Annotated in this window: 22 protein-coding genes; 5 read left to right on the top strand and 17 right to left on the bottom strand. The window is 38.2% G+C overall.

What is annotated here, in order from left to right; all coding sequences use genetic code 11:
* Positions 1 to 2 precede the first annotated feature (2 nt).
* The 11 genes from MKX83_RS01715 to MKX83_RS01665 form a co-directional block, all read right to left on the bottom strand.
* Positions 3 to 185, bottom strand: a complete 183-nt coding sequence (locus MKX83_RS01715) for a hypothetical protein (RefSeq protein ID WP_095371010.1) — start codon at positions 183 to 185, stop codon at positions 3 to 5.
* A 161-nt stretch (positions 186 to 346) separates the two neighbouring features.
* Positions 347 to 538: a hypothetical protein gene (locus MKX83_RS01710; RefSeq protein WP_340977348.1), complete on the bottom strand. Its 192-nt coding sequence runs from the start codon at positions 536 to 538 to the stop codon at positions 347 to 349.
* Positions 539 to 836: 298 nt separating this feature from the next.
* Complete coding sequence (locus tag MKX83_RS01705) at positions 837 to 2,513, bottom strand: acyl-CoA dehydrogenase family protein (RefSeq protein ID WP_322910252.1); 1,677 nt, start codon at positions 2,511 to 2,513, stop codon at positions 837 to 839.
* Positions 2,510 to 4,015: a class I adenylate-forming enzyme family protein gene (locus MKX83_RS01700; protein WP_095371012.1), complete on the bottom strand. Its 1,506-nt coding sequence runs from the start codon at positions 4,013 to 4,015 to the stop codon at positions 2,510 to 2,512. Before MKX83_RS01700 ends, MKX83_RS01705 begins: the two co-directional genes overlap by 4 nt.
* Positions 4,008 to 4,391 carry a MerR family transcriptional regulator gene (locus MKX83_RS01695; RefSeq protein WP_340978640.1) on the bottom strand — a complete coding sequence of 128 codons (384 nt, stop codon included), beginning with the start codon at positions 4,389 to 4,391 and terminating at the stop codon, positions 4,008 to 4,010. Before MKX83_RS01695 ends, MKX83_RS01700 begins: the two co-directional genes overlap by 8 nt.
* Before the next feature lie 210 nt (positions 4,392 to 4,601).
* Complete coding sequence (locus MKX83_RS01690; RefSeq protein ID WP_191817413.1) at positions 4,602 to 5,957, bottom strand: IS1182 family transposase; 1,356 nt, start codon at positions 5,955 to 5,957, stop codon at positions 4,602 to 4,604.
* 111 nt (positions 5,958 to 6,068) lie between these two features.
* Positions 6,069 to 6,266 carry a hypothetical protein gene (locus MKX83_RS01685; protein WP_322910250.1) on the bottom strand — a complete coding sequence of 66 codons (198 nt, stop codon included), beginning with the start codon at positions 6,264 to 6,266 and terminating at the stop codon, positions 6,069 to 6,071.
* Complete coding sequence (locus MKX83_RS01680) at positions 6,253 to 6,762, bottom strand: phosphoribosylanthranilate isomerase (RefSeq protein WP_341053748.1); 510 nt, start codon at positions 6,760 to 6,762, stop codon at positions 6,253 to 6,255. Before MKX83_RS01680 ends, MKX83_RS01685 begins: the two co-directional genes overlap by 14 nt.
* Before the next feature lie 249 nt (positions 6,763 to 7,011).
* Positions 7,012 to 7,710 (bottom strand): hypothetical protein, encoded by a 699-nt coding sequence (locus MKX83_RS01675; RefSeq protein WP_340977343.1) that lies wholly within the window; start codon positions 7,708 to 7,710, stop codon positions 7,012 to 7,014.
* A gap of 82 nt (positions 7,711 to 7,792) precedes the next feature.
* Entirely contained in the window at positions 7,793 to 8,107 is a 315-nt protein-coding gene (locus tag MKX83_RS01670) for an antibiotic biosynthesis monooxygenase family protein (protein ID WP_322910247.1), read from the bottom strand.
* A gap of 24 nt (positions 8,108 to 8,131) precedes the next feature.
* Positions 8,132 to 8,569: an HTH domain-containing protein gene (locus MKX83_RS01665; RefSeq protein ID WP_328199829.1), complete on the bottom strand. Its 438-nt coding sequence runs from the start codon at positions 8,567 to 8,569 to the stop codon at positions 8,132 to 8,134.
* Between the two features lie 60 nt (positions 8,570 to 8,629).
* Here MKX83_RS01665 and MKX83_RS01660 point away from each other — a divergent pair, with 60 nt between their 5' ends.
* Entirely contained in the window at positions 8,630 to 8,818 is a 189-nt protein-coding gene (locus MKX83_RS01660; protein WP_224938304.1) for a hypothetical protein, read from the top strand.
* Between the two features lie 5 nt (positions 8,819 to 8,823).
* On the opposite strand, the gene MKX83_RS01655 is transcribed toward MKX83_RS01660, so the two are convergent.
* The 3 genes from MKX83_RS01655 to MKX83_RS01645 are packed head-to-tail and all read right to left on the bottom strand — an operon-like array spanning position 8,824 to position 10,411.
* Positions 8,824 to 9,381, bottom strand: coding sequence for a DUF4256 domain-containing protein (locus MKX83_RS01655; protein WP_095371020.1), 558 nt, complete (start codon positions 9,379 to 9,381; stop codon positions 8,824 to 8,826).
* 15 nt (positions 9,382 to 9,396) lie between these two features.
* Positions 9,397 to 9,942, bottom strand: a complete 546-nt coding sequence (locus MKX83_RS01650; RefSeq protein WP_095371021.1) for a hypothetical protein — start codon at positions 9,940 to 9,942, stop codon at positions 9,397 to 9,399.
* On the bottom strand, positions 9,935 to 10,411 hold the full coding sequence (locus tag MKX83_RS01645) for an NUDIX hydrolase (protein ID WP_095371022.1): 477 nt from the start codon (positions 10,409 to 10,411) through the stop codon (positions 9,935 to 9,937). Before MKX83_RS01645 ends, MKX83_RS01650 begins: the two co-directional genes overlap by 8 nt.
* A gap of 131 nt (positions 10,412 to 10,542) precedes the next feature.
* On the opposite strand from MKX83_RS01645, the gene MKX83_RS01640 reads away from it, so the two are divergent.
* Entirely contained in the window at positions 10,543 to 11,256 is a 714-nt protein-coding gene (locus MKX83_RS01640; protein WP_095371023.1) for a class I SAM-dependent methyltransferase, read from the top strand.
* A gap of 50 nt (positions 11,257 to 11,306) precedes the next feature.
* Here MKX83_RS01640 and MKX83_RS01635 read toward each other — a convergent pair whose 3' ends face one another.
* Together MKX83_RS01635 and MKX83_RS01630 are read right to left on the bottom strand one after the other, a co-directional pair.
* Positions 11,307 to 12,062: a class I SAM-dependent methyltransferase gene (locus MKX83_RS01635; protein ID WP_095371024.1), complete on the bottom strand. Its 756-nt coding sequence runs from the start codon at positions 12,060 to 12,062 to the stop codon at positions 11,307 to 11,309.
* Between the two features lie 17 nt (positions 12,063 to 12,079).
* A complete protein-coding gene (locus MKX83_RS01630; RefSeq protein ID WP_095371025.1) occupies positions 12,080 to 12,406 on the bottom strand; it encodes a hypothetical protein in 327 nt (108 codons plus the stop codon).
* A 237-nt stretch (positions 12,407 to 12,643) separates the two neighbouring features.
* On the opposite strand from MKX83_RS01630, the gene MKX83_RS01625 reads away from it, so the two are divergent.
* The gene (locus tag MKX83_RS01625) at positions 12,644 to 13,030 is read left to right on the top strand and encodes a hypothetical protein (protein WP_180317027.1); all 387 of its coding nucleotides are present in this window, start codon (positions 12,644 to 12,646) and stop codon (positions 13,028 to 13,030) included.
* Positions 13,031 to 13,151: 121 nt separating this feature from the next.
* Here the strand turns inward: MKX83_RS01625 and MKX83_RS01620 are convergent, their stop codons facing one another.
* Positions 13,152 to 13,916: a hypothetical protein gene (locus MKX83_RS01620; protein ID WP_180317028.1), complete on the bottom strand. Its 765-nt coding sequence runs from the start codon at positions 13,914 to 13,916 to the stop codon at positions 13,152 to 13,154.
* A 167-nt stretch (positions 13,917 to 14,083) separates the two neighbouring features.
* Here MKX83_RS01620 and MKX83_RS01615 point away from each other — a divergent pair, with 167 nt between their 5' ends.
* Both MKX83_RS01615 and MKX83_RS01610 read left to right on the top strand, forming a co-directional pair.
* The gene (locus tag MKX83_RS01615) at positions 14,084 to 15,217 is read left to right on the top strand and encodes a CamS family sex pheromone protein (RefSeq protein ID WP_095371026.1); all 1,134 of its coding nucleotides are present in this window, start codon (positions 14,084 to 14,086) and stop codon (positions 15,215 to 15,217) included.
* A gap of 114 nt (positions 15,218 to 15,331) precedes the next feature.
* Positions 15,332 to 16,018 (top strand): DUF1796 family putative cysteine peptidase, encoded by a 687-nt coding sequence (locus MKX83_RS01610; RefSeq protein ID WP_322910241.1) that lies wholly within the window; start codon positions 15,332 to 15,334, stop codon positions 16,016 to 16,018.
* The last annotated feature ends 685 nt before the right edge of the window (positions 16,019 to 16,703 follow it).

The following is a 16,703-nucleotide window of genomic DNA, read 5'->3' as shown; positions in this document are numbered from 1 at the left end:
ACCTACCATTTAAATGACACGCTTTGAAAAAGTGAAATCGTCAATATCACTGTTGTTAAAGTGCCAGCAGTCATCAAAGTAATCAACTTCGAGCGACTATTCTCCGTTTTTAAAACTTCATTCGATACCGCAAGCCAAATAACGATAGATGCGATTGCAATAATTGATAGCATTCCTGTAGACATCTTTCATCCCCCCCAGGATTTTTTTTAGACTCTTCTCTACTATTCTATACGATTTTGTGAGACATTTAGTTTCAAAAAGTAAAAATTAGTCTTAAGTCTGATTCAGGGTTAGGGCATTAGCATGAGTTGCATTAAGGTTTTTGTTAAATCAAGCTGTTATTTTAATTTTTCGCTGGTGGCTTGGTATTATCCGCCTTGCTATGTTCGCATTTTTGATTTAACAACACATCCTTGTAGTTTTCATTACTCTTGTGTTCATATCTCTGATTTGACAACACTTCTTCGCGTTTTTCTTTACTCTTGTGCTCGTATTTCTGATTTGGCAACACTTCTTCGCGTTTTTCTTTACTCATGTGTTCTTATTTCTGAATTACAAACACATCCTTGTGGTTTTCTTTACTCTTGTGTTCTTATTTCTGATTTGGCAACACTTCTTCGCGCTTTTCTTTACTCTTGTGTTCTTATTCCCCATTTCCCAACACTTCTTGCCCTCCTTCCACCCATTTGAGTGGACATTCTCTTTTGAGCAAACTTACTGGCGAATTATTTAACCCTTTAATCCCCTCCCTCGATATACAACCCTACCTGATTCAGATCTCATCCCCCCACCCAAATAAAAAAACACCCCTAGCACTCTAGGGATGCAACTGATTATATAACGATCTTACTTAACTCCAAAACCCTTGTTTCTTCTCCATCAGCATTCCCCCAAGTTTGCTTTAAGTAGAGTTCGGCAATCGCTTCATATTTACCCTTAAATTTCTGCGCATATTCTAATGCGATGACACTTTCATAAAGATGAGCCATTTTTTCCATTAATGGTTTCGCTTGAAGTTGCTGCACGAGGGGCTCAGCTTTAGCGAATTGTTGCAGCTGTTGTTTCACTTCAGCAAACTTTACTTCAACGAGTGCGGTCTGTTCACCTTTAGCTAGTAAAGCAATTCGATCAAACGTTTGATTGATAAATAGTTCGTCGGCAGAGAATTTATTAACGAGACGGATTAATTCCTGACCGAGTATGTTCGCCGTGCCCTCCCATACCGTTAGCACTTGGGCATCTCGTAAAAGCCTTGGGGTGATAAAATCCTCTATATAACCGTTCCCTCCATGCAACTCTATTGCTTCATGGGCAAAATGAATCGCATTTTCTGCTGATTCTTTTTTCAAAAGGGCAATATAGAGACGGTGTAGAATAACCTCCGAATCGCTTGCCTCACCCGCTACAACCTTGTCGTATAGTTCTACTAAATCGAAAATTGCGGCGACCTCTACCTCAAGCTTTGCCTTAAGTTGAGAAAGTGTTTGTTGAATCATTGGCAAATCAATCAACTTTTGACCGAACGCTTCCCTTGCCATGGCATACTGCTTTGCTTCCTCATACGCTCGCTTCATGATGCCGCTTGATGCGACAGCATTACATATCCGAGAAAGGTTTAATGCTTCCATCATATAGTAAAAACCTTTTGATTCATCGCCGACTACATAGGCAACACTACCATCAAATTCTACTTCTCCAGATGGGACAGCACGCACACCCAATTTATCTTTTAATCTTCTAATGCGAAGATGGTTTAGCTCGCCATTGTCTTGTTTCCACGGAACAGCGAACAATGTTAAGCCCCGCGTTCCTTCTTTGGCGCCTTCCTTTCTTGCTAACACCATTGCTACACCACATTGGCCAGCATTGGAAGCAAAGTATTTCTCACCATACAACCGGTATTGTCCCTCTTCTTTTACTGCTCTCACGACATTTGCACCTACATCTGACCCGCCTTGCCGTTCAGTTAAAAAAGTCGCTCCCTCGTATAATTCCTCATCAGCATTTGTTGCACACACATGCGGTAAGAAGCGTTTCTTTATTTCTTCATTTCCATAATGATCCAATAGATAGGCGGTCGCCATTGATAAAGTAACTGGACAATAAAATCCTGGCTCTGTTTGAGAAAGGAGATACCCTTGCGCATAACTGTAAATATAGTTGCCTTTTCTACCAAGCTCAGGGATTTCCTTATGCACATAGCCCACCATACCCGTACCGTATGATTCTTTTACTGTTTGTTTGTAGCCGCTATTCACCCACACTTCAGAAACTTCTTCACCATAGCGGTCATACTGTTTTAGCACTGGTTGTCCTTCTCGATCAGTGTATTTAGCACGTTCATCAATCGGACCAGCACATTGCGCGCCGTACGCTGTTAATTTTTCAACTGCGTAATCAAAAAACGCAGGAGGAAGCTTTTCTTTTAAAATATGAAGTAACGTCTCGTCTTCTTTGAAAAAATTAGTTGCATAGCCGCTCTTCTTTTCCGGTTCCTTCAATACTTTCATACTTGCTCCACCCCTTCTTTTAACACTCTTTTTAATATTTTCCCTGACGCATTTCTTGGCAACATGTCAACTTGATGGTAGGAACGTGGGATTTTATATTTTGCTAAATGGTCAACAAGGAATCGATTGAGCTCCTCACTATTTACATCTTCTGTTGCTGAGAAGATGGCTGTTACTGTTTCTCCCCATTCACGGTGTGGGAGACCGATAATCGCAACCTCTTGAATAGTGGGATACTTCATCATAACGTCCTCGATTTCTTTCGGATAAATATTTACACCACCTGAGATAATAACATCCTTTTTACGATCGACTATCCAAATATAGCCTTCTTCATCCCGTCTTGCTAAATCCCCAGTCTTTAACCAGTCACCGATAAATGTTTCTTTTGTTAATGCCTTATTTTTGTAGTAACCAACCATGTTGCCTTCTCCACGCAAGACAATTTCTCCAACTTCACCTACCGGGATCACTTGACCGTGTTCATCAACAATTCTTAACTCCGTATGAAGGGGTGCTCGCATACCAATGCTACCCGTCTTTTCTCCATGCTCTTCAGGTAACATGATGGCGCCACTTGGTCCTGCTTCCGTTAAGCCATACACACTTGTTAGTCGATCCGTGTGAAATCTTTCAGCAATAAGATCAATTTGTTCCTTGGCAAGCGGCGCTCCTCCGTAAACCCACCATTTCATCGATGATAGGTCGTAGTTTTTTAATTCTGGGTGTTGTGCGGTCAGTAAATAAGCGACCGGTGCACCAAAAAAGTGTGTTGTGCGATGTGTTGCAACCGCTTTCAAAAGAAGGTCTGGCGTAAAGGTAGGAGTAATGACAACTGCTGCCCCGACAACGGTTGCTGACATGAGGAATAAATGTAGAGGGGCTGAATGCGTTAAAGGCATCATTAAAAGCATTTTACTATCTGGTTTTACTTCCATTTCAACAGCAATCATTTGCGCCACTGTTAAAATATTGCGATAGCTAAAAAGAACACCCTTAGGATCACCTGTCGTTCCAGATGTATAAAGAATGGTACTGTAGTCATCTTCCGTTAGATTACACTCAACTTCTTTTCCAGGAGAAAGGGCCAATAACTGCTCAAAGCTTTCCCAATTCTGCGCATGCTCTCCCGTTTTAATCTTCAATGGTACTTTTTCAATACTCTCAACTGCTGAAAAAATAATCTCATGTGCGAAAATAGCTTTCGCTTCACAATGATCGACAATGTACTGCACCTCATCCAATGTGAACTTGGCATTTATCGGTATAACAACAGCACCCACTCTTTGCACAGCAAAATAGGTAATGATAAATTCAAATGTATTAGGCATAAACAAACAGACATTGTCTCCTTTATCAATTCCTCTTTCCAATAAACCGTTTGAAAGCGCATTTACTTTATCGTTTAACTCTTGAAAAGTAAGACTTCCTTCAAAACCGATTACTGCCTGTGCTTGAGGATACTTCCTGGCATTTCTTGCGACTAATTGCGAACTATTCATGACGATCCCTCTCTTCTACTAGTTTTTCGAGCCTTTCACTAAAGCTCTTCTTCAAAGACAGCAACTCTTCTTTCATTTCCAACAGTTCTTCAATGGCTTGATCAATTTGCTGGATCCGCTGATTACCATAAGTAATCGTACGTTCTAACTGGGCCATACCCGTTCTGTCATAATCAAATAGCAACACCATTTCTTTAATTTCTTCCAATGAAAAACCATACCGCTTTCCACGAAAAATCAACTTTAACTTGGCACACTCTTTTTTTGTATACAAACGATGATTGCCTTCAGAACGAGTCGAGCTAATTAACCCTAGCTCTTCATAATAGCGAATCGTCCTTGTAGAAACATCAAATTTTGCAGCTACTTCACGTATTGTCTTCAGTCATCAGCACCTCCTTTTTCTTAGTATACAATTGACGTTAACGTTAACTTCAAATGTTTTTTGTATATTATCAAAATTCTTATATTTAAACAAAAAAGAATGATATCTGTCTTAGATATCATTCCAGACCGTAGACAAACCCCAACTTTGCATTAAGCGAAGGTGGGGTTTTCTATTGTTGTCAAAGATTTTTCTTCTTTTTTAGGTTGGACATGACCCTCGCCATGTCCAGTTTGCCAATTTCTTAAGATTCATGGCAGCGAACGTAAGCATCGCCTGCATTGAAACTTTTTTAATACCTCTTAAGGTCGTCCAACGCATGCCATGCTTTTCTTTTGCGTCCGCAAAGACTCGTTCGATCGTTTCTTTACGTTTCGCATATAGAGTTTTATTACGTTCGGTATGTCTCAAATGATCTACTTCCTCTATGTACTCCTGCCATACATGTCTATGAATCATTTTGGTATGATTCTTACTTTGCGTACAACGTTCTAACAGAGGACAGTCTTTACATTCCAAAGGATTTGAAGCGTATTGTTTGTACCCGTCTCTTGTCGTCGTACGGTAAGATAGAATTTGTCCTTCGGGACATAGATAGGCGTCAAAATATTCATCGTAAACGTATTCGTATTTTCTAAGATATCCGTCTTTCGTTTTTGGACGTGTATAAGGCATAACAGGTCTGATGTCTTGGTCCATTAAGAATTTAGCGATGTGTGGTGTTTTATATCCTGCATCAACAGCGATAGAATGGGGCTTACCGACTTTATCTGTGACTTGAGTGACGAGTTTGTCCAACATCCGACTATCGTGAACATTCCCTCCGGTGACCAGTGACCCTAAGATAAACCCACGGGAGTCGCTCGCCGTATGAAACGAATACGCAAATAGTTTTTCGCGTTCATCTTTTACGTAATAACCACTTTCAGGATCTGTCGTGCTAACTTTTATTTCTTTTGACTCTTCTTTATTCTGCGGGGGGAAGGGCTTTTTTCCGTGTTTCTCACGATCGATATTAATCTCTTCATCTAACTGATTCTGATATGATCTCGTTTCGACTCGGGCTATTTTTTTTTCAAATTTCTTCTTATTAGCGTTCGCTTTTACATGAGTAGAATCAATAAAAGCAATGGATGGATCGACCAATCCCTTGGTCATCGCTTCTTTTAGAATGCGATAGAAAATTTGTTCAAATAGATCTGTATCGTGAAAGCGTCGTGCGTAGTTTTTACCGAAGGTTGAAAAATGAGGAATCTTCTCGGTGAACCCATAGCCAATAAACCATCGATAAGCCACGTTGGTTTCGATTTCCTTTATGGTTTGACGCATTGAGCGTATGCCGAAAAGGTATTGTATGAAGACCATTTTAATTAGAACAACGGGATCAACACTCGGTCGACCATTGTCTAAGCAATACTTATCTTTTACCAGATCATAAATGAATTCAAAGTCAATCGATTGTTCAACCTTCCTGACCAGATGATCATCTGGAACAAGTTGATCCAACGCAACCATTTCAATTTGATTTCTTCCATCTTCAACGTGTTTTGATAACATTTTATATCCCCCACAAAAAATCGATTCCATTCTATTATACAAAAAAAGCTTGTAGACTTGGTCTAATTCTTAGACTTTGTCTACAAGCTGGAATGATATCTGTCTTAGATATCATTCTTCTCTGTTCTTATGCTTTTTTTTATTCCAATCAAAAGGAATGTTGGTCCATTCAAAAAATAGATACCCAAGAAACACCAACAAACTTACCATTATATTCTCAAACCAAGAAATGGGCTGACTACTTATTAATTGCCATATCGTTCCCGTTAAAAAGAAGATCACCGCAAAAGAAAGGCTATTCTTTAGCATGATTTCCCCCCTTATGTAAATAAGTTATTTTCTCCCTATCTTTATCATTATTTTGATCAGCACGATAACTATCTTTAGAAGAAGCTTGATAAACCTTTAAATATTGCTCGTGATTTAATAAATAGTACTTACTATTTTCAACTTGTTGTAGCATTAATTCTGCTAAGGGAATTCCAGCAAAGCTAGGTAACGTATCGATAATTCCAAACTCAACCGACAAACCCTCTTTCATAAATTCATGTTCATGCAAATCGACTAATTGATATCCCAGCGATACCATCACATCAACAATCTTTGGCCACTCAAAAACATTCTGATCCGGAGATACTGCCCACCCTCTGTCATCACCTGGCACATGAATATCTAAATCTCTTGCTTGCCAATCCACTCCTGTCAAAAGCTCAAGCCCCACCGAACCCATTAACAAAGGAATGATATTCACTTGATTCAGCGCTTCTGTTATTCTTAAAAACTCTTTGAATTTAGGATTGTTCACATGTGGCCCTCCTTTTCCTTTGATAATGATTTAAGATTACTAGATTATGTACATTTTACTCTCATATCTTGCTGCGATTTTCTGCGATGTATGCCTTTCGCTTTGCTCTTTCCTGTTGGCTTTGATTTTCTTTTTGTTTTGCTCATATTTTGTGGAGACTCTCAATTAGTCCTGATTTCCTCTTTTGCCCGACTCATTTCTTATTCAGGCTCTCGATTAGTTTCAATTTGCCTCATTTGTCATAGCATCTTACTTAAAATAATAAGAGTGAAGGATGAGAGACATGATATACTCTGATCGATCATCGGTTACATTTATCGATTGTACATTACTTATCAAATGATTACGCCGCAGTAAGCCTTCTTTCTTGTTATCTCTCATTAGCGAGATCGATGAAGTAACCGTCAATGCATTTGTGGCCCAGGTTTCCTCTTCTATTTCAAAAAAAATCACTTCCTTCAGCTTGGACATATTTTTCACATTCATTACTGTGTTAGCTTTGCCAATTACGATACCATTTTTGTAAATCAGCCATTGCTCCTGTTGAGAAAACCCCCGACTTCTTTTCCAACGTACATCAAAGGAATCCTCTTCTATATATATGCGCAAAGATAAATACCAGCGTAAATCAAAGATATCACTCACAACATATTGCCATCTCTGCGTGAAATATTGCTGAATGAAACCGCGTTTTTCCTCACCCTTAAAAAGCGGCTTTTTATTCAACAATGTTCGTTGCAGATGATAAAACGACCACCCGTCTTTATCAGGAGGTTGATAGTTATCTTCTTTTCCAGCCATACGTTTACTTACTAAATAAATAATAAGCGCGGTTGTTGGGAATAAAAATATCGTAGCCCAATGCCATAGGTTAAAGGCATTAAACAGTATGAAGTGTACAATCAAAATGAACGATAGCAAAACAAATAGTAAATTTAACTTAATCAAACAAACACCCCTTCGTTTACATACGAAAAAAATGGTAAATAGTTTCAATTCTAAATAAAAAAGCCTACTTCTAAAGTAGACTTCATCGTTCAAAACCATAACTCTCTTCCACCTTGCAAATACGCACCTGATAGTTCTCATACCAGTCCGATTTTCCTTTTTCCTGTGCGACTTTATGAGCCGTATGGTCTTTCCACCTTTTAATATCCTCAAATGTTGCCCAATATGAAACTGTAATTCCTAATTGTGAGTCTCTGGCACTTTCGATCCCGAGGAAACCTTCTTCCTTTTGCGCTAACTCCTCCATGGCCAATGCCATTTTTTCATACCCGTTATCGCCAATTGTCCTTTTGGAAGTAAAGATCACAGCATAATATGTTGATGGTAGCTCCTGCATGATTGACCTCCAATAAATGAGATATTATTTACAAATATAATGTAAAAATAGTACAGGCACAGCTAGTTTATATTTCGTTTCAACAGACACCGAGTTGCCATCAGCAAGAAAATTCTTGATGTCTTCTTCGCTCACTCTTGTATAAATAGAAATCGTTTTGACACTAATACCATAATTTGTTTGCAAAACATCAATGACCGCGTGCAAACGACTATCCACATCACAAGCAAACATGCCAGAAGTTAATAAAGCTAAAAGGTGATCGAAGTCCATACGTCTATCTACATCATGAAGCTCTCCCCAATCACAAGTACTATCTTTTTTTCTATACTTCTCTATAGCCATCTGATTAATGCCAGAAATTTTCTCTAGTGTTTGCGCATCCATTCTCAACTCATTCATCAACACGGTGATAAAATCCCTCGGGTCATTAATGGAAAAAAGCCTTTGTGGATCTTTCAAGTACAGCACCACCTATTTGTATATAATGGTTATAATTATCCATTTTGAGGAGGTTTTTCTATGAATCAGACTGTTACATTCTCCATGCAAGTTAAAGGAATGTCTTCACCACTTACCGAAACCTTTACGCTTAAAGAACTATCTCTACATAAACAGATGTCAACCGAAGAACTAGAGAACAGAGTAGATGCCATTTTTCAAACGTGGGTTTGGAGTCATATCAGCTTTTCTCGAACGATTAATCATTAACAAAATCAAACCCTTAATTCACCACGGAAACCTCTAGCCCCGTAGTATGAATCGGCGCCGTTATGGTAGACAAATACATGATCATAGCGGCGGTCACAAAATAATGCACCTCCGAGGTTTCTAATATTCTCTGGGGTCTGTATCCAGCTAGATGTTTTAAGGTCAAAATTTCCTAGCTGCTGCAATGATTCATACTGTTCTTCAGTAAGAATTGTAATGCCCATCTCATTTGCTAAATCCATCGCGCTCGTTTCTGGCTTATGTTTTTTTCTTGCCTCAAGTGCCTCTCTGTCATAACAAACACTGCGGCGCCCCTTTGGACTTTCTTTTGAACAATCGAAAAAGAGGTACTCGCCTGTGGATTCAACATAGCCCACCACATCAGGTTCACCTTCTGTTCTCTCCATTTCATGAAGGGACCACAGCTTGTCCGGCTGTGCAACTAGTTTTTCTTGCACGTTCTCCCATTCAATACCTTCATGTCTTTCCAAATTCTTCTCAAACCGCAATTTTAAAATGGATAATAACTCTTCTTGGTTTTCTGCTGATAACTTTTTAGTCATTCTTTTTAACCTTCCTTATCTCATACTTTTTCGTACGAATTGTAGTAGTTTTTCTTTTCCATGTAAGCATTGCTCCATCGTTACAATACAAAAATATGGTTGACTCATCAAGTCCCCTAGGAAGCAATCATCATATATAACCTGCACAAACAAGGTTTTCCTTGGGGAAGACTCAGGTAAATCACGATAGATATTTCTTATCTCTTCATCTACTGTCTTTGTGACGGCCAGTTCCCCCGTTAGACTCTGCCACCATACTTTAAAAGATTGATAAACTTCATTAAAGCTTGTATGATCCATAAACAAGCCTTCAAAAAAGAAGTTTTTATGATTATAAAATAATTTTTCTCCATTAAATCGATTCTCCGCCACAAGCTGAACCGTTTCTGCCCACTTCTCTTTATAGCTATCTTCAAAGTTTTGACTAAAAGCATACTCTCTAATCATATATGGAAATCTGTGCTCACTCTTTTTCGTCTGATTACCATATATGTTTTGAATATAGATAAAAAAATTCAACGCAGGGCAGGCTTCAGTCATGATATAGAATCCCTTATTCATCTAGCCACCACCTGACCTCCAATTGTGTATACGGTTTTACTTTTACAAAATGCTTCTCAATAAAAGAAAGCACGCAGTCATTGCCAGGCACAGTTATTTGCTGAAGTGCCTCCTTGAATGTGAACCAGGCATAATCGCTATGCTCTTCGTTCAATTTCACCTGCTCTTCTTCGCCAACAAAGCCCACAAAAACCGGCGCCATATAGATAAAATCACTTTTTGGATGATAGTACTGCTCAAATGTATTGCTGACATATAAACGAATATCCGTTAGGCCCGTTTCTTCTCTCACTTCTCTTAATGCTGCTTCCCACGCCTTCTCATCCTCTTCAATAGCACCACCGACATAGCACCATTCGCCATGAAAAGGCTCTGTATTCCTTTTCATATGCAGGACCAACGTATCATTCTCATACTTTTTTAATAAAACTACGGCTATGCCATTACAGTAAATGGGGAGATTCGTCATAGAAAAACACCTCACTTATTTATTCGATTAGATAAAGCCATTTCCTTTAAAGGGTTTGCTTTTACTAGTGTCGAAATTGAAATATACAATTGTAAACCTTTATTTACTTCCAAAGGAGACTGGACACTAAGATGATACCTTTGATATATGACCAAATGTACAAAATTGGACCGGGAGATAAATTTTTATTATCTATCATTAACAATTTACAGACTCATCATTTAGCAGATTTAGGATGTGGTACAGGGAGATTAACGAGTTACTTAGATACGAAGGGATATGAAATTACAGCAATTGATCCCGATAATGAGGCGATCGACGTCGCTAAAGGTAAAGGGTTAACAAATGTCCAATGGCTCGTAGGCGATAGTCGACTCTTGCAGGCAAACACATACGATGCTGTCATCATGACAGCAAATGTTGCCCAAGTATTTTTAACGGATGAAAGCTGGTCAGAAACGCTTTCTGATATCCATCAGGCTTTACAACCTAATGGCTCCCTTATTTTTGATTGCCGCAACCTTCATGCAAAAGAATGGGAGAACTGGATGGAAGATGAGACACCTGACTATACAAATCATCCCTATACTGGAGAGAAACTTACCATTATTTCTTCCTATGAAGGAATGGAAGATGATGTTTTCACCTTCTATGAGACCGTTCAGTATTGTGACAACGGTGAACTCTTCACTAGGAGAAAGCATCAAATAAGGTTTCGCACGCTCAAAGATATTGAAGGCTCTTTAACAAGAGCCGGGTTTACAATCAAATCATGTTACGGAGATTATCAAGATAAACAAGCGAATGATGATTCCGTTAGTTTTGTTTTTCACTGTAAGAAATAAAGTGAGTAAAGTCAGTGGTGTGGTCACTGGCTTTTTTTAGCATGCTTGCTCTATTTCGCTACTGCCTCAAATGTAATCGATTGATGAGCATTAGTAGGATATAGCCCTTGTTCATAATCGGCTGAAATAATGATGCTGTGGAAACCTGTTGTCTCAAGAATGTTCCTAAACTCTTCGACTCCGTACCAACGTAGGGGAAAATGTTCCAATTCTGTTTGTATCAGCTGCCCATCTCTCCACTTTTCATAACGATGGTGAGAAACCGTGTACTGTTTTATATAATCGACTTCAATCACCTTTTTCTCCAGCGTAATTATATCGCCATTTTCAGTTCTCCATGTCTTAGTCGATGCTTGATTTAGAGTAACGTCCGGTTGTAAAAAAATATCTACGATCAACTTTCCACCTGGCGAGAGATGGTGGTGGAAATTCTTTAATGCCTTTATAGAGTCCTCTCGCTCATGCAGCAACAGAAAAGTACCTGTTGGAATAATTATCGCTTCATATTTTGCTGGTAAACTAAACGACTCCATTTTCCCGCTAAATACATTGGTCTCAAGCCCTCTTTCTGCACAATGACGCCGACATATACGGAGCATCTCATCTGATACATCAAACCCTTCAACTGTAAAACCAGCTTCCAAAAGGGGAATAAGCGTCCTCCCCGTACCCACTCCAGGTTCAAGAATCCTGCCTTTACAAGTAGCTAATCTATCTCGGTAAAAGGCAATGTCTCCAAATGTTGAACCTATGTATTTATCTAAATCATATACTTCAGAAGAAAGTTTACTATAATAACTTAACAATGACTCTCACATCCTTCCTAAAGGAGCATGTCTAACTTATTTTTACTAGATGAATAATAATGAATGTCTTTACCTTTACTCTTTGCATATTGTATTTCCTTTCGCGTACTCTCTCCAATGTATTCATCCTCATCAATTACATAAATGGCGTCACTCAAATCAATCTTTCTTAAATGTAACTCTTGTAGCATATGTAACTTCTCATTCGATAAATAAATGTCATCACTATGTTCAAATAAACCAAGACTTAAAACGATATGACCATGGTAAGTCAATGCCGCTTCTGTATGTATAAATTGTTGTTTAAATTTGGTTGAACCACAAAGTGTAATAATCAACCCCATACCCCTCTCACTTAGCCATTTTAACAAATTATAATACATTACTTAATATTTAGAAAATTAAACAACGAGTACTGATGTCGTTTAAATATTATAAGGAGGCTGAACCCCCCGCGTTAGGTTCAGCCTTCTTAGTCTTTATTAAGATAGGTAACCCCATTTGCCGTTAACATTTCAATTGCATGATTGTAAATAAAGTATAAAAGATGTAAAATTACACTAAAAAAGAAGGTGTTTTGATTGAAAAACAAGCTGTTAGTTTTCTTATTAACTATTAGTCTACTGCTGAACATATATTACTTCTGCAAATGGTTCTTATTAGAACAATGGTCTGCTGCAACAAGAGAAGAAGCTATTATTTTAAGTGAAATGATACTAAAAACGGTTGAAAGTGAGGATTACTTAGCTTTAAGGGAAAGAGAAAAAATCATTGCCATCGAATCAGATATTAACAAGTTTAAAGGTGGCGTCTTCCCGTATTATATGGAAGTCAGCGTTAGAACTGAGCAACAAACGTACCTATTTTATTGCAGCGATAAGCAATGTTCGAGTATGGAAAAAGGAGGTTTAAGTTATTCCATCTATGAAGAGGAAAAACCGCGCCTTCCATTTCAAAATACGGACTAATAAAAATTACTACAATCCAAAATAACCTAATTTTATAAAGCTCGAAAGGAGAGGGATGATAAAAAACCTATTTACAGGCGTGTATTTGAACCAAAGCACGACAACCACGGCTCAAGTCGTATTATTTATTTTGAAAAGCGTGATATAGCTTTAACATCTCCAACAGAATTTCTTTATTATAACCCGTTTTTTCATGAATTTTCATTACCCACTCATCGATACCAACTAATGGACTTTCTTTCATTAGTCCATGATTCGTGCTCAAAAAGCTGATCCAATTCGTAAATTCCCAGTGCGCTACTTCTGTTTGATAAGGAACTCTACATTCGAGTAAGGGAGTGGGCTTAAGGAGATTTTGTGAATGTTCAGCTGCTTGGAGAAAAACATCACAATCAATCGGGCGTGTATCATATATTTGTCTTGACTCTTTCCCATTAGGTCTATGATAGCGCACCTCGACCATAAATTCATTCGGTATCAATTGTATTTTAGCACCTGGGAAAAAACCGCCTAGTTTCTCACTTGTAAAATTTTCTCGTTTCTTATCTATTAACACCGGATTTAACCATTGATCTCCCAAATCACATAAGTAGCGGCCACCATTATCGTCCAGTGCAATTACTGCTACATGGGCATTTACTGTCCCTAGATTATGACCGATTGGAAATGCTTGAATCTTTGCTTGTCGAAAAGCATCCAACAACCAAATGGCTAAATCAAAACAATTACCCGCCAGGCCATATTGATCTCTATGTTCCTTCATTAAGGATAGTTCTCTTTGCTTTCTCTCACTTCCCTTTTGGTAATGCCATATTTTCGTTAGATTTTCCATTGGGAACGTGTTAAATTGATCCCAAACACACTGAATACTTTCGCTTGCTCTCATTATCATTCACATCCATCTTCTTTCTTTTCTAACCCTTTCTATTCCACCTTTCATAATCCTCCTTTTTCAAGCAAGCTATGAAAATATCATTTGTACATAATGTCATTATATGGTACCTTTTATTTGCAAGATAATTGGTTCAAAAACATACAAACAAGGAGTTAACCATGAGAAGGCTTCTACTACTTACACTTACAACATTACTACTTATTACGCTAACAGCATGTATGAATAAGGACGAGGAAGAAACCACAGATCAACCCGAAGATATCGTCATTCCAACGCAAATTGAGAATAATATATTTAAAGTCAAGCAACCGTTTGAGCCAGCTATGGCACGAGGTGCAATTACAGCAAATGTTTCTAATAACTACGATATCACTGAGATTGAACTAGGGTTGATGGATATCACTTCTGAATATTTTTCACCAGAAGACCACCTTTATCAATCAGGTCAATACATAGATAGTGACTTGCTCAATGAATTACTTGCTAGAGAGTCTAATGATACGCCTAATGGGCTGAACCCTAAAATGAAAGAAACAAAAGATCGACTGGAAGATGAGGAAAAAACCCCTAAAATCATCTCTCATATTCACGAACAAAATTACTTAAATGACAAAGGTAAAGTTGTTGGGATTTCATTAGCTATTTCTATCAATGATTACTACCATATTCGAGTAATGGATGATGCCGGATTAGTTCACACAGGTGAAGTAAGAGTGAATGAGGTTTATAAAGACAAGAGTTACAACGAAAAATATGCGAAAAACATCGCAAAAAATGTTATTTCTGCCGTCAGAGGGATTGAAAATGTCCCTAATGTACCAATTATCTTATCTATCTATGAAGAGGCAGGCCAAAATGAAATTACACCTGGCCAATTTCTTGCTCATACTTATATTGATAAAGGCAAACAAGGTATCGGCAGCTGGGAAGAGGTTGAAAAAGACCAATATGTCTATCCTTCAGATGAATTAAATGAAGTGGATAAAAGTCTCCATGATAGTCTCAATTATCTATCAGATGACCTTCTTACCTACTTTACAAATTTAGATTTGAGATTAAACGGCGATATTAATTATGAGCATGATAATTTAACGAATATAGAATTAAAAATCTATGCACCAGGTATTTCAAAGGCCGAGTTAACGAGCATTCTTAACTTTTGCGGTACGAAAATTAATTCTATAGCAGGCGACCATGTGCCCGTCTCCATTCGCATCATCAATGTAGATGAAGAACTTGGGCTCATGATTTGGGATACAGAGAACAAAGAGATCTTAACGGAAATATTATAAAAGTAGGGCTTCTTCTTTAAAAAAAGGAGGAGCCTTTTCTACTGCTTTTAACTGTTTGTCCAATCACTTCCTCTCCTTTATCAATAAAATAATTATAAGTAAAGGAGTGATAACTTGAAGCTATCAGAAACAAAAGGCGTATATGATCTCGTTGTAAGTTTAGGCTGTTGGTGTGGTCCTGCCATCTACACAAAAGAGCATCATCTAAGAAAAAATTCATTCCCTTTTGATTGGATACAGTCGCCACATCTTAACATGGTCAATCAGCTACTTAAAAACAAGTTTAAAAATTACATGGAAAAAGATCACATGGAGGAAAAGAATATTACCGCACATTTCGTCCATGAAGGACAAGTCATTTATGAAGAAGGAGGAACCACTCCTGCAAGGGCTCATTTTGTTCATGACCGTCTATATCAAATTGATTCTGTCCACGATTTCCCTATGATTGCCAACCAACAGTGGACCGATCAGTACCCAGCATTCAAACAAAAACTCAACAAGCGCATTCAAAACTTTCTCACAAAAATACAAACTAGCAAAAAAACCTTATTCATTCGATATGAATGGGAAATTGCAAAATACGAAGACATTATTGAATTGCAAACGACTCTCTCCAAAATTACCCGCGGCCCCTTCAACCTCATTATCATCCAACAAGTAAATGTACCATTAGAACGACCACTCATTGATGAGGAATGGCCACATGAACGAATCTGCTTCGTTAAAATACCCGTTAACCATCATTATGATAAACAAATATGGAATGAAATCCTTACTGATGTGAGTTTGAGGAAGTAAAGACAGTCGATAATGCACTGTCTTTTTTATTTAGTACTTAGATATCGAAAGGAATTAAGTGTGTAGCTATATTTTGCTCACTGCGTCTCTCATCCCTAGACCAATTGGTTTGATTTTCTTATAAATGATGGTAAATTCCGTTTGTTCGGCTTTCGTGAGTGGTTTTCCTTTAAGTGACGTGCAAATCCAGTTTGCTCAGCTTTCATTGAGGGGTTTGGGTTTGAGTGATTCGCAATTTCATTTTGCTATCCTCTCGTTGGGAAATTTCTGTTTGAGTTACTCGCAAATCAGTTTGTTAACCTCTCGTGAACAGATTCCCTCTTGAGAGACTCGCAATTACAGTTTGTTAACCTCTCCTTTACAGATTCCCATTTGAGAGACTCGCAATTACAGTTTGCTTACCTCTCGTGAACAGATTCCTACTTGAGGGACTCGCAATCACAGTTTGATCACCTCTCATTAACAGGGGTTCCACTTGAGAGACTTGCAATCACAGTTTGCTCACCTCTCGTGAACAGATTCCTACTTGAGGGACTCGCAATTACAGTTTGATCACCTCTCATTAACAGGGGTTCCACTTGAGGGACTTGCAATCACAGTTTGATCACCTCTCATTAACAGGGGTTCCACTTGAGAGACTTGCAATCACAGTTTGCTCACCTCTCCTTTACAGATTTCCTCTTGA

The organism is Cytobacillus sp. FSL M8-0252 (genome assembly GCF_038007345.1).
Lineage (GTDB): Bacteria > Bacillota > Bacilli > Bacillales > Cytobacillaceae > Cytobacillus > Cytobacillus kochii.
The sequence above is the reverse complement of the archived record's forward strand: the minus strand, read 5'-3'. Positions and strand labels throughout refer to the sequence as shown.